At 39.8% G+C, this 21,337-nt stretch carries 13 protein-coding genes; 3 read left to right on the top strand and 10 right to left on the bottom strand.

Going from position 1 to position 21,337, the window contains the following annotated elements:
• Positions 1 to 165: 165 nt before the first annotated feature.
• The 10 genes from MMG03_RS15040 to MMG03_RS14995 form a co-directional block, all read right to left on the bottom strand.
• Positions 166 to 693: a hypothetical protein gene (locus MMG03_RS15040; protein ID WP_139260289.1), complete on the bottom strand. Its 528-nt coding sequence runs from the start codon at positions 691 to 693 to the stop codon at positions 166 to 168.
• Between the two features lie 29 nt (positions 694 to 722).
• Positions 723 to 1,718 carry an RHS repeat-associated core domain-containing protein gene (locus MMG03_RS15035; protein ID WP_249506645.1) on the bottom strand — a complete coding sequence of 332 codons (996 nt, stop codon included), beginning with the start codon at positions 1,716 to 1,718 and terminating at the stop codon, positions 723 to 725.
• A 32-nt stretch (positions 1,719 to 1,750) separates the two neighbouring features.
• Positions 1,751 to 1,948: a hypothetical protein gene (locus tag MMG03_RS15030; RefSeq protein WP_073161509.1), complete on the bottom strand. Its 198-nt coding sequence runs from the start codon at positions 1,946 to 1,948 to the stop codon at positions 1,751 to 1,753.
• A 2-nt stretch (positions 1,949 to 1,950) separates the two neighbouring features.
• Positions 1,951 to 2,439 carry a DUF3990 domain-containing protein gene (locus MMG03_RS15025; protein WP_249506644.1) on the bottom strand — a complete coding sequence of 163 codons (489 nt, stop codon included), beginning with the start codon at positions 2,437 to 2,439 and terminating at the stop codon, positions 1,951 to 1,953.
• On the bottom strand, positions 2,436 to 2,681 hold the full coding sequence (locus tag MMG03_RS15020) for a DUF3791 domain-containing protein (RefSeq protein ID WP_249506643.1): 246 nt from the start codon (positions 2,679 to 2,681) through the stop codon (positions 2,436 to 2,438). The genes MMG03_RS15025 and MMG03_RS15020 overlap by 4 nt, the downstream gene beginning before the upstream one ends.
• Positions 2,682 to 3,047: 366 nt before the next feature.
• Positions 3,048 to 9,911, bottom strand: coding sequence for an RHS repeat domain-containing protein (locus MMG03_RS15015; protein WP_249506642.1), 6,864 nt, complete (start codon positions 9,909 to 9,911; stop codon positions 3,048 to 3,050).
• 12 nt (positions 9,912 to 9,923) lie between these two features.
• Positions 9,924 to 16,532, bottom strand: coding sequence for a hypothetical protein (locus MMG03_RS15010; protein WP_249506641.1), 6,609 nt, complete (start codon positions 16,530 to 16,532; stop codon positions 9,924 to 9,926).
• A 2-nt stretch (positions 16,533 to 16,534) separates the two neighbouring features.
• On the bottom strand, positions 16,535 to 17,005 hold the full coding sequence (locus MMG03_RS15005; RefSeq protein ID WP_249506640.1) for a hypothetical protein: 471 nt from the start codon (positions 17,003 to 17,005) through the stop codon (positions 16,535 to 16,537).
• Positions 17,006 to 17,007: 2 nt separating this feature from the next.
• Entirely contained in the window at positions 17,008 to 17,547 is a 540-nt protein-coding gene (locus tag MMG03_RS15000; RefSeq protein WP_073238709.1) for an OmpH family outer membrane protein, read from the bottom strand.
• Positions 17,540 to 18,046, bottom strand: a complete 507-nt coding sequence (locus MMG03_RS14995; RefSeq protein WP_139260273.1) for an OmpH family outer membrane protein — start codon at positions 18,044 to 18,046, stop codon at positions 17,540 to 17,542. Before MMG03_RS14995 ends, MMG03_RS15000 begins: the two co-directional genes overlap by 8 nt.
• A gap of 405 nt (positions 18,047 to 18,451) precedes the next feature.
• Between MMG03_RS14995 and MMG03_RS14990 the strand changes: the two genes are divergently transcribed.
• The 3 genes from MMG03_RS14990 to MMG03_RS14980 are packed head-to-tail and all read left to right on the top strand — an operon-like array spanning position 18,452 to position 21,159.
• Positions 18,452 to 19,681 (top strand): RHS repeat-associated core domain-containing protein, encoded by a 1,230-nt coding sequence (locus tag MMG03_RS14990; protein ID WP_249506639.1) that lies wholly within the window; start codon positions 18,452 to 18,454, stop codon positions 19,679 to 19,681.
• Positions 19,682 to 19,714: 33 nt separating this feature from the next.
• On the top strand, positions 19,715 to 19,951 hold the full coding sequence (locus MMG03_RS14985; protein ID WP_249506638.1) for a hypothetical protein: 237 nt from the start codon (positions 19,715 to 19,717) through the stop codon (positions 19,949 to 19,951).
• Positions 19,952 to 19,992: 41 nt separating this feature from the next.
• On the top strand, positions 19,993 to 21,159 hold the full coding sequence (locus MMG03_RS14980; protein ID WP_249506637.1) for an RHS repeat domain-containing protein: 1,167 nt from the start codon (positions 19,993 to 19,995) through the stop codon (positions 21,157 to 21,159).
• Positions 21,160 to 21,337 lie beyond the last annotated feature (178 nt).

Genomic DNA, 21,337 nt, shown 5'->3' with positions numbered 1-21,337 from the left:
ACAGCCGTTGACATTGAAGATGGATTTGTATAATTTTGACATGGGCTTTTTTCTTCTGTTTTTTTTGGCGATTAAATTTTAGAAAATAGCCCATTTTTTGTTTAATTTAGGCGAAAGTCAACAAAAAAGGGTGGCGAAGCCACCCACACATGTTGATGAAGAGCCTTAAATTTTCAAATATTTAAGCGAAGACATTATTTTCTTACATTGTTCCTCGTCAACTTTGGATGAGTCGTATTGAAAAACAAAGGGCCATGGATGGCAGTTTTGAATTTTTTTGTTGCAATCGAAAGAAGGAACGATTAGATATAAGTGTGCTTTTTTCTTTTTCAACGAATCTCCAACAAAGTACCCTCTATTCTTATCTCCAACATAGTAAAACGTATCTGATTTAGTAAGAATTTTTTCTTTCAAATCAAATAGAGCCAAGGTTTCTGAGTAGAATCCTACCATCAAAGACATAAAATCTTTTCGTATAGAATCACTAAAAAAATAAGTTGTAGTTTCAAAGTTTTCCGTTTTTTTCACGGAAATATTATTTGAAAGTTTAAGTTCAAAATATTCCGTACTATCATGTTTGTCTTGTGACAACAAATCTTTAAACGAATACTCTTCCTTCGAATCCTCACGAAAGCAAGACGAGAATAAAATACAAAGGACGCTAATCACCATTAAACGGATCAAAATTTTCATAAGTATTCTCTTTTTTTCTTTGAGTTTCTTCAACTTGAAGGGGGGGACAGGCCATTCTCTTTGTCACCCATCATGTTTCCGACAAAGCCATCAAAAGTACCGTCTTCATCGGTGTATCGATCTTTCATTCCCATAAGATGGCCTGACTCATGAATTCCTGAGGTGTTTCCAGGATTTTTAGTAAAAATCTTTGCATAGTTACAATTGTAACTATTGTCACAACCAGCATACGAACGTCCAATTTTATCCACAAATTCAATTGTATTTTCTGCGAGTTCAGGATCATTTACTACTTTCATTGAAATATTGTATTGACCTACTTTTCTTGTGTAGAACGATTCTACTGAAGATATGAACTCATCAGCATCTTTAGGGGTTCCACCATCAAATTTGACATACATTGTGTAATTAATGTTACGGCCATTTTTTTCTACATGAACAACATTCCCATCCGGATCCACACCGACAATCGGATTATATCCATTCCCCACGTACAGATACGGACTGCTAAACTGACGTGCCGGATCCACTGAAATCCACATTCCAAGCATTGGATCCAGGTATCTTGCGCCGAAGTAGTTCAGCTCGGTCTCGTCGTCTTTCTCCTTGCCGGTGAAATTCTCGGTCACCTTGTCGCCTGCGTCAGCGATCAGATCAATCTGTTCGCCGAAGGAGCGGTAGTCATAAGCGTTCTTCACTTCACCGAGGTCAGCAACGTCTGCGTTTGAGGTACTCTGGGTGCCGTACACCAGCATGGTGGAGCCAAGGTGGTTCTTGAGGTACCATTCGAACTTTGTGCTGGGGATATACCCCGCGCCAAACCCAATGTCCGAATTTGCAGCATCTTCCACGCCGTAGCGGCCGAGGCCCTGGGGCATGTTCACCACGACCTTTGTTTCGCTGGGAGTGCCGTTGTGGAAACTTTCGCGGACCTCGGTGCCGATGCCTGTGTAGTGGGTCACGAGTTCACGTTCCCAGTCGGCGCTACGCATATTCTCAAGCACGTTTCCTGATCTAGTTTCCATCCTGAACTCCACTGACCTACAGAGTTCCTTAATCACTCAAGTTCTGCCAGAAGGTCTTCAAGGATATAGCCGTCGCTCATGAGCTGCAAGCCGGACTCGGGCTGTAAAAGTAGTTTATGCGTATTAGAGGCAAAAAAAATCGACAAAGCGGATGTGCAGTCAATATTCTTGAGTTCAGCCAGCTTTTTAACAAGCCGAGCTTCCTTTCGCCAGAGGACTCCATTCTGCATGGCTAGACCTCCTCCCAACGAATAAATTGTAACATCCGATCCAAAACTTCCTGTGAACGGATGCAAATCTGGTGATTCACCTTTTTGTATTGCAACTGGCCGAGGGCTTGTTCAGCAGTTATTATCCCATTCTCGTAGTTCTCGACAGTGTCAATAACGTTGTCGTTAGCAACCCCGCCTTCGACAACATCGTATTGATTTTGCAAACTGCCACCATTGCGGCAATCAATCACATAATCAAGCCATTCCATATCGTAGGCAAGGAATTTCTTATAGCGCAGGCCAAGCGAATCCAGAAGACTTTCATCAAGAGTATATTCGCTGACATAGGCCTTGCCCAAGCCCTTTTTAAAAGCAATAATCTTCGCCCACTTTACGGCCTGTTCATGCAAACTTGTAAGATAGAATCCCTGGCCAAAATCAACTTTGTTCCGTCCGTAATTGGCCACAGGTTTCTCTACGATTTTATCGGATCCGTGAAACAGAATCATACTTCCCTGGCCTCCCGGTTCTGCAAGGACTCAATGATAAAGTCCGTAACCCAGTCAAGGCTCTGCGTATGCAGTTCCTCATAAAATGAAAACAGGCCGTCTTTCACGATACCATACTTCTGCAGACGAGCAAACAAATCTGCAGAATCAACACCAAGCTTTAACGCTGCATTTTCAATAGCAGCAACTGCAAGGTGAGTCTTTCGGTAATCCAAGTCTTGTGACATGCATTTAACGGCCATGACATCTAAGATATAACAATTTAAAAGCCGTGTCAACAAAGTCAAAACAAAAAGAATACTTCAAGAGCATCCCGCCCCCTGCAATACAAGGAACTGAATTGAGGAGAAGTGTGGTTTATGGGAATCTTGGAAGCTGAATTGTAGGACTGTAAAACTGGCAAAATTGAAAGGCCGCACCATTGAAGGCGCGGCCCTGTTTTTATTTTCTTGTTTTGCTCCCATTATTTTTTCGGTTGATAATTATTCCCCAAATTTCCATCAGAAGACACATTACATATATTCCACCAAATAATATCTTCTCAAAAAAATTCATTGGAATGTCTGAGAAAAATAGAATTGCATAAATGAGGGACACTAGTAAAAATCTCATTTAACATCCTCTTCTAACTTAGTTTCGTTTTGTACTATTGGTTCTGGCATCATTTGATCTATCTTAATTGATTCGGGAATTTCAAAATCAATGGAGTATTCCTTCATGCCAGGAGCAAAATCCTCCATAATTTGAGGTGCAGTTTTATCAACTAATTGACCAACACCAAGTTTAATAGCACCTTCTTCAAGTTCTTTTTTTGCTGCATTAAACTCATTTTTCCATCTAGGTCGTCGTAAAGATTTGCCTGCTGTCTTTATTTTTTCCATATTAGATAAAGCAGAGGCTGCCTTACCAAAATTTTTTATTGCACCAAAGCCCAAAGCACCAACAGCAGCATCAGTTATGCAATCCGCAAGAGAATAGTGAAACGGCTGATTTGAACGATATGATTCAGCAAAAGCAAAGGCCATTCCACCTGCGACACCTAAAGCCGCACCAACTAACGCAGCATTTCCATCCGGATCGATAGAACTAATTGGATTCATCCCATTCCCAACATACAGATACGGGCTTGCGAATTGTCGCTTGGGATCCACACTCACCCACAATCCGAGCATGGGGTCGAGATATCTTGCGCCGAAGTAGTTCAGCTCGGTCTCGTCGTCTTTCTCCTTGCCGGTGAAATTCTCGGTCACCTTGTCGCCTGCGTCAGCGATCAGATCAATCTGTTCGCCGAAGGCGCGGTAGTCGTAGGCGGCCTTCACTTCACCGAGGTCAGCAACGTCTGCGTTTGAGGTACTCTGGGTGCCGTACACCAGCATGGTGGAGCCCAGATGGTTCTTGAGGTACCATTCGAAGTTTGTGCTGGGGATATACCCCGCGCCAAACCCAATGTCCGAATTTTCGGCATCTTCCACGCCGTAGCGGCCCAGGCCCTGAGGCATATTTACGACCACACGGGCGTCCTGGAGGCTGCCGTCACGATAGTTTTCACGCACTTCGGTGCCGATGCCGGTGTAGTGGGTTACAAGTTCGCGTTCCCAGTCGGCAACATACACGCCGTCGGAGGAGCTTGCGTCAGCGGACTTGTCGGAAATGCAGGCCTTGCGGAACCTTGTCTTGGAAACGCGCCTGCCGGTGCCGTCGTAAGCCATGGCCAGCATGAGGCTGTCGCCCCTACTGCAACTACGCGTATTCTCAAGCACGTTTCCTGATCTAGTTTCCATCCTGAATTCCACCGGCATACCTCTCCAATCATAGGAAATTTTGAGGTTCTTGGATTTGTCCTCGATGAGATTACCTTCCGCATCGTAAACAAAGTTCTCGGAATCACTCATATTACGAGTTACGTCAGCAGAAATATCACTAAGGAATTTAAAATTTCCTCCTCCAATTCCAGCAGCAACACTAGCAAGTTGATTTTTTCCCTGCTTATAGGAATACTCTCCACCAGTAGCATTTTCCGCATGTTTTGCACGTCGCATACTTACAATTCGACCTTGTTCATCATAAGCGATAACTTCATTAAACATCGCTTCTTCAGCATCACTAACCTTTGTCAGACGATTCATTAAATCATAATAGTAATTTGAATTACGTCTTTCGGGGTATCTTGAGTAAGAAGACAGCTGATGAACCATGCGGCTGACATTTCCATTATATTGGGGTTTGCAACTATTATTGCCACAATCTTCATAGAAGAGTTCTTCCTTATACAGTTCCATCCCATCTGCACGTTTAACAGAAGCTGATTTAATTGCACCGGAAATGTGGTACGAGTAATCAATGGTAACACTATTCCCCAATCTTACTGACTTGACATTTCCCGTGGGATAGTAGGTATAATTAACCAAGGATGTAGCAAGGGATTCTCCGTTTTTTACACTAATATGGCTAACACGTCCCAAACGATCATAACCATACAATTCTGAAACCATCCTAACCTTACCACGATTAGACAACCCGAAAGGGTATTTCATGGTTTCAACAAGTTTTCCTCCAATATCGTAAATATTCTTTACCGCCATCATCCGTAAGCTATCTGCGGGCATTGTGGGATCGTAAGTATAGGTTGTCAATATTCGACCATACTTATCATAAGATATGGACATCGCCGTTCTTACAACATAATCAGCACCATAGGTATTCTTCGTGACATATACATCACTGATTGCAGCAACCAAACGGCCCTTAGAATATTTAAACGTCTCGTCAAAATCAATATCTGCCGGATAGAGAGTTACACCCAGAGAAATGTTCTTCGGCATTTCATCATAAATCATACGAGTCACAGTACCTGGGATAAGATCAGACTCCCCCGCCTTTTCCCAATTTTTTTGTTCCTTAAAATAATCCTTCCCAAAATCTGAGGGAACGTTCCACTCACCAGTAAAGATTTGACGATCAAAATCATCATAAACGATAACAGAAGCTACACCACGATCAATCTGATTTTGCGTCTGTGTAGCTCTAAGACGACCTGCAACATCATAGTAAGAACGAGTTGTCCCTGCATCGGGTTCAACCGATGAAATAACACGGCTTTCATCATCGTATTCGTATTTATTCGGAGAAACACAATTAGAAGGAATCGGATTATATTCGCAGCTTAATGGCGAATGTGACTTAATGACATTTCCTCGAGAATCAAGTTCATAAACACTTCTTGATATCATATTATACGTGTTAGAAGAAGAATCGTACTTCATTGCTCCGCTAACAATCGTATGGCCGTCACCATCGACAACGGAAAAAGACGCATTATTATTTTGATCAACAATCAAAGACCATACATAAGTTGGATTTTCATCATGATTTGCATGATAATTTTTCTTTAATAGACCATTACCTTCATCAAATAACACTTCATTCTGAACTGCTTTAACTGATTCTGCAAGCGAATCAAAATCCTTCAACTTATCAATATTTAAATTCACACCAGAAGAATAAGATCGAATCACATGTTCTTTTGTCAAACTAAAGGCAGCTCCTGGAGCACTTTCAATATTTTTGGTAGCAACTTGATCCGGTTTCCACTTCGTTTCAACGTATGCATATTTTCCCGCATCCGGATAATCCTCATTGCCATCAACATAGAATTGATTTGCCATTTCTGGATATTTCAGAGTTTTCGTTTCAGAATTACATTCCAAAACACTAGAGCAAGGCAATGCAAACGGAAGATATTTTTTCCAAGAACGTCCCAACTCATCACGAACCGCATTTGTTACCAAAAGTTCCTTATCACCATCAAAGGATCTTGTTTCAACTTCATCATGTTGAGTGGTAGTAAAACGAACCGCATAGATAGATGGGAAGGATTTATTGCCAGGAATCATAACCATATCATCCAAAGACAAATTACCATTCGCACGAATGCAAAGAGAATCTACGTTTTTCCAATAGTTTGGTTCTATGTATATAGTATCAAGTCTCCAAGAGGCTGAATATGGCAACGCTTGCAAATAGAAATCTTGTTCATTCAGATAAAAATGTGTATAAGCTCCCTTATGCCAAACAATGATAGTAGCACCACTATCAATCAAAGTTTGCTTCACAACAGGGCTGAATTTTTGAGAGATTTGAGAGCCTGCGTTCAATTGAACATAACGAGATCCTTGCGGCGCATCCCCACGAATGCTGCTTACATTATCTGACACATTCCATCCCTGGAGCCAAGCAGTTTCAAAGTCACCACCAGAAATCAATTGTCCTCCAGCATAAGATACAGCATCTGTTCTATTGGTTTTTTGTTTTTTATTTTCTGTAAACGAATGTTTCAAACTAACTTCAGTTTCACCTTCAATCACTGGTGACGCAAGAATCGGAGAACTTGAATCTACAGAACCATAAATCAATGCAAGTGCGCTGTTATAAATCGCAACATTCTTCGTAACTTTCTTTTTAGGATATTTTATAGTTGTTCCTTCATAAGAAATGACATCTTTAGCAGACCAATCATCTACAAAGTTCCAGGAGTACTGTTTACTCCAAGCATCAATCAAAGACTGATCTTTAGTTTCACTAGTACAGTCAAACAAGCATTGATCAAACAAAGTAAAGTCAATATTTCTTGAATATTTCCCTTGAGGAATCCCTGCAACAATGATAAAACGGAAGACATGCTTATTACCAGAAGACAAACGAATCACATGCAATCCATCAGAGACATCCATCATCGTATTTGCCACTGCAAGAGTATCTTTTCCAATAGCAAGAATGGGTATTTGTCCCAAAGAATGGGTGACCTGGTAATCAACATATGCAGGGCCAGCAACAGCTGAATCACCATCATTCTTGATAGTTAAAGAAATACTACCAACCATTCCCTTTTTTTTCTCATTTTTGACTAAAGAAAGAGTTTCTAGAACAGATAACTTTAATTCTTTCTTTTCATATCCCTCGCATTCCCATGCAGGAATACCAAACACCAGTTTTCCATTCTTGTCGTACAGAGCGATATTATGGTCAACAACCAAGGCACTACTTTCTAAATAACTTGCAAATTCTTTCTTTCCAAAAGGAAGTCCGATCCACTCATCACCATTCAATTTTTTCATCACATATTCAATCGGATTTGATTTTTCGCCAGCAGCAAGCATTGTCTTTGAATTAAACTTTGCCGAAAGCATATACAAATCTTCTGCACATCTTCTATCTTCAATTGTTACACCAGAAGAATTTGTGGCACTCTTATTCAACAAATCAATATCATCCAACAAAGAGGTTTTTCCGTAATAAAAACGAATTTCATAACCAGAAAGATCAACGGACTTCGAACCATTATTTACAATATCCATTTTTATATCAAGACGACTATCAGTATATGCGCTAGCATCTGCAAAACGTACAACAAGTTTATCACCCTTTTCCTGCGCACTAGATGAAGACTCAAAAACAGGCGTTGAAACGGCACTAGATGATGATTCTGTAAGCAATTCATCTTCGAAACCAGAATTTTCATTAGCAGCATCGACACAATCTTTAGCCCAAGTAGGAGCATTACCCCATAGCAGCTCACCTCGTCCATCATACAACGGAACATGAGGGGCGTAACGTCGACGGTTTAGGCGATCATTTTTAAAATCTTGCATAGAATAGTCGTCTGTTTTATTATAAGTCTTTGTAGTACCATAATAAAAACCAACTTTATTATCAAAAAAAGATTGATTAGAGTACAGAATTTTCTTCCCTTTATACTTATATCGAACTCTAAATCGATTATTTCCACAATCCGTATAAGTTTCTTCGATATGAAGTTTATCAGCTTCTTCGCCTAATTTGGGATACCAAAAATTAGGTTGATTAATGTCATGGGAAGGATCACGAACATCAACTTGTCCATAATAATCATAATAGAAATTTTCAAGAGTAATATCTTGATCACTATAATTGACAATACCTGTAGCAATGTCTAATTGATACTTTTTAAACCACGTTTCATCACCCAAAAGTACTGCTAGACCTCTTTGCAATTTCTTGGATTCCGGATGATCCTTTCCATCTTTGATAACGATGGTTCTTTGGGCCGAAGTTTTATGACCATAAGAATCTTCTGCATCCAAAGAATACACAATTGTTTCTGGATCCAACGTATTTACTTGTCTAACTTGATTATGCCTAGACCGAATATAAACAATGTCTCGATAACCACTAACGTTATTATTAACAACATCTTTATAATCATCCCAATAATCCGCAGGAGACCCTATTTCGAACCAGCCATAAGAACCATCACCAAGAGAAAAATTGATTTTATAATCAGACGGAACATCTAATCGTGAAAAATAATCTTCACCTTCATAAATCACATCTTCACCTGCAGAAAGATTAATATAGTCATCATCGTTACAAAAGTTTTTGGGAGTATCAGTTCTCACTTTTGTATAGTCAAGCTTTTTCACTGTAGTTGGAGAAACTTCTTTACAAGAAGATTCACTAAACCAATCTGGCGAACTACCATATACAAGTGAGCCACCTTTTTCATACAACGCCATCAGCGGATTATAAAATCGATTTCGGCGCATCGCCTTTGCTGCATAATTCGTTGCATAACCAGCATATGAATAGTCTACAAATTCATTGGAATTAGATGTCAGATCATATCCATACCCTCCAAAAGCATCAACATCTTTTTCTTGCAAGCTACTAAAATAATAAGAATTACTTGAATTCGCCCATTCATTATAACCCAAAAGAAATTCTTCTGACGTCTCCCCAACTTCGAGAGTTTGGTTGTCCAAAAACTTCTGCCTAAAAACAAAATGATCATTTCCACAATCTAAAATTTGAACACATGAATTGATTGGTCGTTCCCAAACATTTAAGACTGCTTGACGTCCAGTTGTTTTAGTCATATAATAATCCATATAAGGACGAACCAACATTCTTTTATACGTGCTATTATTTCTTATATAAGAATGAAAATCAATCTGTCTATCATAACTCGCTGCACTATCATAAGACACTATTACAGGAGTATTAACGGGATAATCCAAGACCTCAAATGAATAATTTAAGCTCGCAGATTCAATCCCTTTACGAACAGTCAATGTACCACTATACGTCCCAGCCTTTGTTGCAATACCGGAAAGTTGTAACCAGAATGCTTGATTATTCTGCCAATGATTACTAGGATCATCTGTATTCAACTGGATTCCATCTGCATATTCTGGGCGCCCCTCTGGTTTTAGCCAAGAAGCATTTTTGGAGCTATTAACCAAAACATACCCATCTAAGCCATAACCACTTGAGCCCCCCGCAGCAAGTAAAGCGTCCGTTTCTTGAATGTAAACAGATACAAAAGCCTTTTCTCCCACATAAAACGATTTTCTATCGCCATTTTCAATGGAAATATTCAACGTTGCAAAAGAATTAACAACTGCTATGGTAAGCAAGAACAAAAAGATTTTTCTCATTTATCCCCCCCCCTATTTTTCAATAAAAGTTCCAACACTAATATTATCAAGTGTGTCATTTCTAAATTCTCTATGATGGCTCTTAAAAGAAACCCCATCATCATTTCTAATCTGGATTAAACTTCCAGTAGGATCATACTCATAATATGTTGACAAGTTGTCTTCTGCAACAATCTGAACCACATTTCCATAGAAATCCGTAATAAACGTTTTACTTTCTGCACTAGTTGGATAAATTCTTAAGTAATTCAGAATAACGCCAGATGTTAAAGAGGACAACGAGTTTGAGGAGTACTTTTTTCTGACTCTTTTCCAGGAGCCATTAATAAAAGCTCTATATTCAACAACCAAGTTTGTGTCATCAACAGAGCAAATTGGTTTTGAAGACAAAACCGCCCCACCCTTATTCAAATCAACAGAAGAAACCTCTACTTCGCAATTCTTTTTTGCAAGACCTTTGCCAACAGGTACAATAGATGCTGTTTCAGAAATATTCGCGGGATAGAATAAAGAAGTTTGATACATTCCATCGTCAGAATAGTGTGTCGAGAGAACTCGACCAAAGACATTACGGGTTTCCACAATCTTAAGATTTGAATCAACACTTTTTATATGAGTGCCACCAAATCTTTCCAATTCCGGCAGATTATCACCATTTTGATACTGAACCAAAGCATTCAGCAAAGTTCCATTTCCTAAATATTCTTTAGGTCGCAGTTTGCTATTATAGCTTCCCCAAGCAACAATGGGACGATTATTCTGCTTATACAAAGAATCTGGAATTAATCGGAATGGACTAAAAGAGAAACTTCTTAAGCTATCATTTATTTCAATTGAATTCCATGAAGATGCCGAGTCAACAGTACCTGAGTAAATCGCATCATAGAAATTTTGAGAAATCATATTCTTCAAGAACATATTGTCTGCCAGCACTGTAGACTTGCCATTTTCCTTAATCGAATAATGCGGATGCTTCACTGTAAGTTTGCGCATTTCTAGGGTTTTTCCTCCTTTTTCCCTAGAAATTACAGTTCTTGCAACAGTAGCAGTAGGGCTTCCGGTGAGCGGATCAAAACGATGATTGTCCATAGAAGTTTCTGTAAACACATTACGTTCAACACCATTTTGATTATCATAACCAGCAATTGTCTTGGTTGATATCAAGAATGCAGGATAACGAACATATTCAAACTTGCCATGATCCTTCTTTTTAGAGTCAACACGTTCATACAATGGAGCATATTTAGTCATGCACTGATTTTTCTTACCAGCATCTTCTTTTCCATCATAAGTTTCACAATGCAATTGCGTTTCATACGCCCATTTTTCTATTTGTACACCAACCTTATTTGCAATATCATTATTGTCATCGGCAACATCTTCTGCAACACTTGGAGCCTTCGTTGAATACACATTCTTCACGCTCTTTATCTTTACAGAATTTTCGTTGGTCCCTCTATAGTAACTGATTTCATAATTCAAGCCAAGGAAGGATGTAAGATCATGATATACAATAGACTGTTCAAAATTTGCAAAATCAGTCAATTCAGTTTTTTCGCCTATTTCTTGAATTTGGAATTTTTCTTTACCATACTTGACAGATCTATACAAAATGGGAACGAAGCCCTCCTTATGAGATCGAGCCCACATAGGTTTTAAAGTAAGTTTTTTTTCTTTTTTACTTAGATTAAGATTTAATGCTACAGCGACTTCATTATATTCTGTAAGATCATCAAGGACGAAAATATCGCTCAGCATAGGCTCATTGTTCTTATATTTTACAGAAACTCTTAGATATTTAGCCTCCTTAATATTGTCCGCATAGAACATATAACTATTGCTCTTGTTTTGCGCGATAAGCACGTTCAACAAGTCAATACCGCTAATTTGCTGTTTATGTTCATCTAGCAGTTCAATTTCCGCATAAAAAGACCTGTAGTCATAATCCTTATCTAAATGAGATCCTTCATAGTTAAATAAAACTGCATTAACCTTAAGGAACGGCTTCAATATTGCCAAAGTCGAAGGGTCGATAAACGCCTTTGGTACACCACTTTCTGGAGTTATATACTTAAACACTGTTGTACCATTAAGAGTTTTTCCCTGAGAATCTGTATTCTTCACAGAAACCATCGGGTAAGAGACTCCTGAACCAGGCAGATAGAGCAAATCATCATCATCAAAGCCAACAATTCGAGACTTAGGTTTCAAACCGACATTCGGTAAAGCAAACGAGACCTTATCACCAAAGAAACGATTGCCGAGTACAGTCGTGAATGAAGAATCCGGAAGCAAAGCCAATTCACCAAGAGAATAATCGTATTCAGAACGAGTTGTTCTATCAATATCTGTACGAGAAATTTGCTTAACACGCAAATCTCCTCCTTTCATACTTTCAAATTCTTGTCGAGACCACATAAATCCCTTACGATCCTTTCCGGAAGAGCTCCAAGATTGATCTTCAGTAATTCTATAAGCAGCTTCCTTCAATCCAGCGTCAATAAGTTCGTAGGCATTATCAATAACAATCAATCGATTAACTAAATTTTTTCCACTTACGGCGTTTAATTCCGCAATTACCGCACCTTCTGTAACTACAGCAACGCTTCTTGTACGATCGCAACTGCCCCAACCAAAAGGACCACAATCAACTTCAGTATCCATCGCCGAAGTTAAATTCAGCATAACATGAGTATTACCCGAACGAACATCTACGCCCATTGAATCTAAGTACTCGAAACCAGAGCCATTGAATCCCATAGGTTTTTTGGTATCCCAGAAAGCCTCTCGAGGGCCAAGGCATTGCTCTCTCCAATACAATTGACCAATTTCAACACACAATTTGTCCTTATATCGATCATCATTAGACAATTGATAATCGCTGTAACTAGAACACTTTTCGAAACCCACTATTTCAACATAACGTTTTTCGCTAGCAAAATCTTCACCATTTTGATAGGAATCTCGTTCATACGAGACTTCCATAATGCCTCCAGCAGGATCAACAACCTTGTTCAAACTCCATGCTGAAGCTCCGTAATCAGCAAAAGACTGGTCAACCTTGTGATTTTCCGATGTGGCATGCATATTCCACATACCCCAATCATCAACAACATTGGAAGAAGCTATAATACTAGCATCAACATCTGACAGATTCTCATAATAACTAGCAGGATACTGATATTCAGCATTTTCGTTAGAAGATCCAGAAACTTTTTGCTGAGATAATTCAACCCAACCATCTTTAGTACTTAGACGGGTCGAAGTCAACGAAGGTGAATTATACTCAAATTTGAAAGGAGGCAAATAAGAACATTTGCCATTACGGCAACCTCTTTCAGAAATACTCTTCAAAGTTAATTTACCATACAAATAATTTTTTTCTTCAACAGCACCGGTTTCTGAACTTCCGCTCTCCTTGTTTGAGCAAACATCAACACTAGCAGTATCAGGAGAATTCAAAATATCTTCATTACTCTTCGGATACTTACCTGAACAATAAGAGTTCAATGTCTTAGGTTGTAAAGAATAATCATACTTAAAATCAAATATTTGATAAGCATGATTTGTATCATTCTTATTGTAATAGACAATACTCTTCAAATATCTGGATTGATTATCACCAACTTCATCAACTGAGTTATCAAAAATGATATTAGACCATTCTATAAGAGGATATACCTCACCAACACCAGCTTCACCAAGAACAATTTCTTTTCCGTCATAAGAGTTTTCAACAAATGAATAAGCATGTATAGGACTATTATTTGCAGATAGTTTCACTCTGAAAAGTCCATACTTTGATTTTTCATCCGTTACAGGTTCAATTTCGGTATTTTCATCAATTAAAAGCGAATATTCGCCCATATTAAAATTCGTCATTTGTTTACGGACTTTCTCCAGTTCATTAGGCGAATACGAACCATCAGGCAAATCTCCCGTATTAAAATTGCCAATCATAATAGTCTTTTTATTTTGAATTACTTTTTTCAAAACATCAGGAACAGGCGTACTAAAATACAGATATTCTGGAGTGATTATAATTTCTTCACCAGTAATTGCTTTTCTACAATTTGTCCCCCCCCCATGACTACCTGCAGGCGCCGCAACGCACCACTTTTCAGTATAATAGGAGTATACTTTTTTCCCTTTTTTTACCTTTCCTTGCAAATTTGATTGTACAAAAATTGGAATATCAGAATAACCGTTTTCGGGGTTAAGTCCTTTTTCCCAGCCCTTTCCATCAACACGCTCTTCTAAAGCAGAATCATTCAAAACAAACTTAACCTTATGAGTTGAAGTTTCAATAGATTCTAGATACACATATTCTTTCACGCCAAATGATGCCTGATACATTCTTGAATCACAACCTTCCGGAGTAAAGCCATTGGAAGGCATTCTAAAATTCGGCAAATCAGCAGCACTTAAGCCAGGGCGGCCATACGGAGTTCTCCAACGATAAATAGATGGTTTTGTGTACTTAAATTTCACATTATAACCAATAGACTTTTCCCCAAGATCAATATAATCTGCCCCTTGAATTTCAGTAAGCAACCATTGAGTTGCATATGGATTCATATTTACTTGATAAGAGAAGAATAAATCTGCAACCTTTTCTTTTTCGTCAGCTCCAGAAGTGCACGTTTCATTCAAATGTCCTTTTTTCGCAAAGAAATTTACCACGCTTTTACCGATTTGGTAATAAAGCGTATAAACACCCTTAAGAAATTTCCAATATCCTTTTGCAAAATCAACAAAGAAATTTGAATTTGAAATAGACGTTGACTGATCAACAAAAACAGGAGCTCCCTTTTCTTTATTAATTGAGTAATCAACTTTTAAATAGGACTTAACAGGCTGACCAAAGATGTATTTATTACCATTTGAAGCGGTAATTACAAAGCCCTTTAAAGATCCAACCGGACTATCATCTTCAAAAATAGGTTCAATTTTCCTTGATCCATACAAGGCATATTCGCGATTACCAACTGTCCTATACAGTAAATCCTTTGAAACATGCTTTCTATCGTATGCTTTTGTACTACCTAAATCGCTTGTTTTGTAATAGCCACCTTCACCCACAAACAAGAAGTTCATTCCACTAGAAATCGTATCAACATTAGATTTATTCTTTCTATAAACAAAACGATTTCCCTCATTACGAATATTTGTAGCATAACGAGCATACGGAGAGCAAGTTTCATCATTTAGGCACTGTTCATAAGAAGAATATTCACTTTTTATATTGGAACCATCACTATCAAATTTGAATTCCTCAGCATATGGTTTGAAGTCTTGATCGCCATAAGTAAGCGGAGAATATGATTCAACACTTCCATCATCTACAGTCCAAGAATCACTAATGAGTTCATAAATTTGGTGCTCTTCTCTAGGGAACAAACGGAAGGAACCGGCAGCGCCTTCTGATGACACATTAAACAAGTCATAGGCAGGATACTTTCTATGATCCCCAAGTTTTTCAAGATTACGTCCCTTCAAAGTCCATGACCATTTCATATCAGACTTAGAGTCTTTAGCAGAGCCAATTTCACTCTGCGGCATGCCAATGATGTTATTATCACCATCTGCAACAATCGCAGGTCCCGCCTGATACATATAACCATAAACATAATCCGAAGTAGCGGATCTCATATGATATTCATAAATGTTATCATTGAATCCGAAAGAAAATGTTCCATAGGGCGTTGGAACAAAAAGATTAAAACCTCTTGTTGATGTCGACCCTTTTCCAGAAACAACAGAGTTGGCAACGTTAACAGTCGTTCCAACACCACTTTCAGAAACAAATTTTCCATTTCCATCATACAGACTTTGAGTTCCAGAAACAGAAACACCTCCCGAAGACAGGCCGACTTTCATAGTATTTGTCTTGGTACCAACGACATTTCCTGCTCCATTTTTTACATCTTCATGCCCTGAAACAGAGAAACCAACATTGTAAGCTGTTTTTTGACCCTGGCCATACGACGCACCGATGGACGCACCAACATTCCGTCCTTCAACAGAAAGTGTTGTTGATCCAGATATAGAGCCATTACTTGTAGAAAATGCCAGAGATTGGTTCAAAGCACCAACTCTAGCATTCAATCCAAAAGATTCATTACTTACTGTAAAACCAACACCCGCATATTCTCCAAGTTTGAACCCTGCAGAATAAGACATTCCCACACCGCCACTGCTAGAAACATTCATACCAACAGAGAATGCTCCATAACCATAGCCAAAGTTCAAATTCCAATAATGCCATGCAGCATATTGATATACAAAACCTAATGTTCCACCATGGAATTGATCATCGGGAACGCCTCTTAAATCTCGATTAATAGCACCTGGATTCAAAGTCCATCCAAGCCCAACCCAAGAAGCCTCTTGTTGAGGAGTAATACCCGCATGATAAGACATACTAAGAGGGAAATTTCCATAGGCTCCCGGAAGTTCTCCTAAAGGTATTGAATAAGTAAAATTACCAGTTTGTAAATTAACCATATCCTGTAATTCAGAAGGTTCGAACTGGATATAATCAGGCTGTGACGGGCCTCCTTGCAAAGCAAAGGCCACAGAGCTAAAGGAAAGCAAAGCTACGTAATAGGCTTTTTTCATCGTTATTTCTCAATCAAACGAATATTGTCACAATTTTTTAGATTCATTTCAATGCCGCCAATACCGTGACTGACATTGCTTACATAAAGGGCTGCACCATTTTTTTTATCAGCGAAGCTTAATACAAATGAATCTGCAGCACCTAATTCAAATGTTACCGATTTACGGAAGGCAACAACTGCTGAGGAATCCTTCTTGCTTATGAGGAATGCATTCTCGAATTCCAAATTAGAACGAGGCGTTGCCCAAAACAGAACTCTCATGCCAGAATCCAGAGGAGTTCCCCACTTAACCTTCTCATAATCGGCAGAAAGAGGCATCGCATAGAACGTAACACCTCCTCGAAAAAATTCCGACTTACAGTTGGCTTCATAAAAAGAAAGATATTCCGACTCCGGCAAACGCTTTGTGCATCCACATAACAGCGCCACAAAGCCAAAGAGCAGAGTTGTTGCAAACAAAGTACTTTTCATTTTTATTTAAAACGATCGTTCAAGAAAACAAGGAAATCATCGGTAACATCAACCTTAGACCCTTCACCATATACAATGCTTCCGTTGCTCGTCGCGAAAACGATATCCAAGCCATTCTTCTTTGCAAAATCAGACATGGCAGCATTGATTTTTTCGTATACATTTTGAAGCTTCTGCACACGGAGCTGCTGAATAGAGTTTGCTCGAGCCTGATTAAAGCGGCCAAGTTCTTCAATTCGAGATACCTGTTCCTTCTTCATCGCAGTCTTTTCAGCAACAGAAAGTTTCTCATAAGATTCAACCACTCGCGCTTCAAAAGCTTTTAGGGAATCTTCGATAACAAGCCTTTCTGTATTCCACTTGGTTTCAGCCTGCTGAACTTCATCCAAAGCCTTCTGTGATTCCACAAAGGAATTCAAAAGTTTTTCAGTATTCACAAAGCCGTATCGAACTTCATCTTTACTGTGCTGCAAGACATAGGCTATGCCTGCAAGTGAAATAATTACGGCTAAAACAGCAGCAATTTTACCCATTTTATTCATTGATTCCCCCAATGTATGTTATAAGTTCCTTGGTTTTATCGGCTTTTGTGCCGGTACCATAAACAACAGAATTATCATTAGATCCAAAAAGGATTGCAAAGCCATTCCTCTTGCAGTATTCAGCGACTTTTTCATTAAACTTTTTGACAGCTTCTTCAACCTCAGCTTGAGAGGCCTTGCTTATTGAATCAATCATGTTGTGTCGGTACACATTGCTTTCGAGATTCAGTAATTCAACAAGCGCATCGTATTTTTCATTGCGAACCGATGTTGAATCAAACAAGCCCATTATGGAATCAGTAAAATTCTGTTCCTTTTTCTTCAAGATTTCATCTTGGAGGCCAATTTTTCGATTTATCGCCTGCATTTCCTGGTCAGCAGCAAGAACTTCCGTAGAGTCAATGAAATACGGATAACAGGCATCGTTTGCTAATGTTTTGAAGGCGATCCCAACAAACAGTAGGGAAAGCAACAAAGCGACTACTGATAATTTATTCATAATCAATCCTTTGTGCATGATTGAAAATCTCAATCATTTTTTTTGAGCATACCCCAAAACCCGTATTTCACTTGCACAAGTAAAATACAGTACTTGAAATACCCGATTTTTTAATTAAGACTCTAACCCCCAAAACATGGTTAGGAGCCAACTAAAAACTTTTCATTTTCAATACGGCGTGGCAATTTAAAAAACTTATTTGTACAAGTAAAGCGTTTCTTGATTATTTTTGTCTTTTTTTTGAATTGACGCCTACATTGTATTGCATTCTTTGGTTAACCAATTGCAAATCATTTAGTTAGCGAAATTTGGAAAAACGTCGATGCAACAAAAAAATAACATTGTTGCTCAGCCAAATCCCTCAAAATTTCCTATGATTGGAGAGGTATGCCGGTGGAATTCAGGATGGAAACTAGATCAGGAAACGTGCTTGAGAATACGCGTGGTTGTAGCAGGGACAGCCTCATGCTGACCATGGCCTACGACGGTTCCGGCAGGCGCGTTTCCAAGACAAGGTTCCGCAAGGCCTGCATTTCCGACGAGGCCGACGGCGTGTATGCCGCCGACTGGGAACGTGAACTCGTGACCCACTACACAGGCATCGGCACCGAGGTCCGCGAAAGTTTCCACAACGGCACTCCCAGCGAAACAAAGGTCGTGGTGAACATGCCCCAGGGCCTGGGTCGCTACATGCCCGAGGACGCCTCGGCACCAGTAGTGCCATCGACGACTCTCGACGAAAATGGAAAGCCGACCGACTGGAGCGTATTCAATCCTAAATTCGAATGGTACCTCAAGAACCACCTTGGTTCCACCATGCTGGTGTACGGCACCCAGGGTTCCTCAAACGCAGACGTTGCAGACCTCGGTGAAGTGAAGAAAGCTTATGACTACCGCTCATTCGGCGAACAGATTGATCTGATCGCTGACGCAGGTGACAAGGTGACAGAAAACTTCACAGGTAAGGAAAAGGACGACGAGACCGAGCTGAACTACTTCGGCGCAAGATACCTGGATCCGATGATTGGAATGTGGATTTCTGTAGATCCGGCTCGTCAGTTTAGCAGTCCGTATCTGTATGTGGGGAATGGGATGAATCCGGTGAATGGGGTGGATCCTGATGGGAACGCCGCGTATTTATACGCAACAAAAGTGAAGTCGGGAGGATATTATTTTTATGCAGAAGATGATAAAGGGCGTAAGCCTGTTTCAGGGTCATTCAACAAGCAAACTATGAATATTAATCAACTTGGGGTTGGAAGCTACACAATTTCGCCAAGACCCTACTTGACAAATGTTGGACTTCGTACAAGAATATTAAATTGGTGGAATAATATTGATATAAACGATCATGCAGGTCGGCCGTCAATCAGTAATACGGATGATTGGAATACTGTAAAAAATGCTGATGGTTCGATAACTCGTGGTGCTCAAATACACCCCGGTAAGAATGGGACCGCCGGAGGAACGTCTCTAGCGTGCTTGGTGACTGATGAACAGTCGTATAACCAATTGAAAGAAATGTTTGATGATAACTATGATGATGGCGGAGTTTTTCTTGAAATTCTTCCAGAAGGGACGAGTTTGCCTCAAGTTGAGACTGGTGATCCAGTAGATATCAAGTACAGTCCGTAAATACTTGTATAGTAAAAACAGTAGAGGATTTCTATGTTCAAGTGCAAGAAAAAGATAGCCACAGCGTTTGTTGTAATAGTAAATATCGTTAGTGCCTGTGCTCTTTATGAGGTTGCCTATGGAGAATATGCTGATCAAAGTGTATTATCGGAGATTCTTAGTTTCGAAAAAATTTCTTTTGTCAATTGCGTAATTTTAGTCGATGTTTTTCTATTGATTGCGATTATTGTATGGAAATTTCTGCGTAAAAAATATCCAAATAGTCCCTGAAAATTTCCTATGATTGGAGAGGTATGCCGGTGGAATTCAGGATGGAAACTAGATCAGGAAACGTGCTTGAGAATACGCGTAGTTGCAGTAGGGGCGATAGTCTTATGCTGACCATGGCATACGACGGTTCCGGCAGGCGCGTTTCAAAGACAAGGTTCCGCAAGGCCTGCATTTCCGACAAGGCCGACGGCGTGTATGCTGCCGACTGGGAACGCGAACTTGTAACCCACTACACAGGCATCGGCACCGAGGTCCGCGAAAGTTTCCACAACGGCACTCCCAGCGAAACAAAGGTAGTGGTGAACATGCCCCAGGGCCTCGGCCGCTACATGCCCGAGGACGCCTCGGCACCAGTGGTGCCATCGACGACTCTCGACGAAAATGGAAAGCCGACCGACTGGAGCGTATTCAATCCTAAATTCGAATGGTACCTCAAGAACCACCTTGGCTCCACCATGCTGGTGTACGGTACAGGTGACGGCACTGGCAGTGTGAGGGCTGCCTACGACTACCGCGCCTTCGGTGAACAGGTGACGCTCTCGGAACCCACCGATAAGGTGACGGAAACGTTTACAGGCAAGGAATTGGATGACGAAACCGAGCTGAACTACTTCGGCGCAAGATACCTGGATCCAATGCTTGGAATGTGGACTAGCGTGGATCCCAAGAGACAATTCGCAAGCCCGTATCTGTATGTGGGGAATGGGATGAATCCGATTAATGGGGTAGATGAGGATGGAAACGTTTTTGTAGACGATGCCGGTAAGGCGTTGTATCAAAAAGCTTTAAACAATAATTTTTGGGGAAATGCGGATATTCGCAGAGAATACGAATTTGCGAATACAACATCAATAAAAATTTCTCTTAAACGGCAGGAGGAACTTATTGGTCCTCGAGAACTTGCTGGAGCAACGCAAGATGGGTATCGGACTCAAATTAGTTTGTTGAATGGAGTATCTGATGATTCTAAAATGTTAGATGCTACGGTGACTCTAAGTAATCAAGGTAGTAGAGAATGGTCTGATGCGCTTAATGTAACTTTTGATGAAGCTGAGGCAAGGACTGCTGCTCACGAATTTGGTGCGCATATACGAGGTGCAAGCTTAAAAACAGCTCCTAATATGAGGGAATCTGTGGAACACGACAATTATAAAGATGTTGACCAACGTTTGGAAACTCCCAAAAATCAATGTAGGGATTATGAATAATTTAGCTTTAAAAAGGCTCTTCATCAACATGTGTGGGTGGCTTCGCCACCCTTTTTTGTTGACTTTCGCCTAAATTAAACAAAAAATGGGCTATTTTCTAAAATTTAATCGCCAAAAAAAACAGAAGAAAAAGCCCATGTCAAAATTATACAAATCCATCTTCAATGTCAACGGCTGT

This window comes from Fibrobacter sp. HC4, assembly GCF_023373925.1.
Taxonomy (GTDB): Bacteria; Fibrobacterota; Fibrobacteria; order Fibrobacterales; family Fibrobacteraceae; genus Fibrobacter.
Note: the sequence above shows the minus strand (reverse complement) of the source record. Positions and strands in the feature narration are given on the sequence as shown.

Excerpts from the sequence above, each read along its gene's own strand:
- MMG03_RS15040 (WP_139260289.1), bottom strand. The coding sequence starts at position 693 with ATGAAAATTTTGATCCGTTTAATGGTGATTAGCGTCCTTTGTATTTTA.
- MMG03_RS15035 (WP_249506645.1), bottom strand. The coding sequence starts at position 1,718 with ATGGAAACTAGATCAGGAAACGTGCTTGAGAATATGCGTAGCGCCGAC.
- MMG03_RS15030 (WP_073161509.1), bottom strand. The coding sequence starts at position 1,948 with ATGCAGAATGGAGTCCTCTGGCGAAAGGAAGCTCGGCTTGTTAAAAAG.
- MMG03_RS15025 (WP_249506644.1), bottom strand. The coding sequence starts at position 2,439 with ATGATTCTGTTTCACGGATCCGATAAAATCGTAGAGAAACCTGTGGCC.
- MMG03_RS15020 (WP_249506643.1), bottom strand. The coding sequence starts at position 2,681 with ATGGCCGTTAAATGCATGTCACAAGACTTGGATTACCGAAAGACTCAC.
- MMG03_RS15015 (WP_249506642.1), bottom strand. The coding sequence starts at position 9,911 with ATGAGAAAAATCTTTTTGTTCTTGCTTACCATAGCAGTTGTTAATTCT.
- MMG03_RS15010 (WP_249506641.1), bottom strand. The coding sequence starts at position 16,532 with ATGAAAAAAGCCTATTACGTAGCTTTGCTTTCCTTTAGCTCTGTGGCC.
- MMG03_RS15005 (WP_249506640.1), bottom strand. The coding sequence starts at position 17,005 with ATGAAAAGTACTTTGTTTGCAACAACTCTGCTCTTTGGCTTTGTGGCG.
- MMG03_RS15000 (WP_073238709.1), bottom strand. The coding sequence starts at position 17,547 with ATGAATAAAATGGGTAAAATTGCTGCTGTTTTAGCCGTAATTATTTCA.
- MMG03_RS14995 (WP_139260273.1), bottom strand. The coding sequence starts at position 18,046 with ATGAATAAATTATCAGTAGTCGCTTTGTTGCTTTCCCTACTGTTTGTT.
- MMG03_RS14990 (WP_249506639.1), top strand. The coding sequence starts at position 18,452 with ATGGAAACTAGATCAGGAAACGTGCTTGAGAATACGCGTGGTTGTAGC.
- MMG03_RS14985 (WP_249506638.1), top strand. The coding sequence starts at position 19,715 with ATGTTCAAGTGCAAGAAAAAGATAGCCACAGCGTTTGTTGTAATAGTA.
- MMG03_RS14980 (WP_249506637.1), top strand. The coding sequence starts at position 19,993 with ATGGAAACTAGATCAGGAAACGTGCTTGAGAATACGCGTAGTTGCAGT.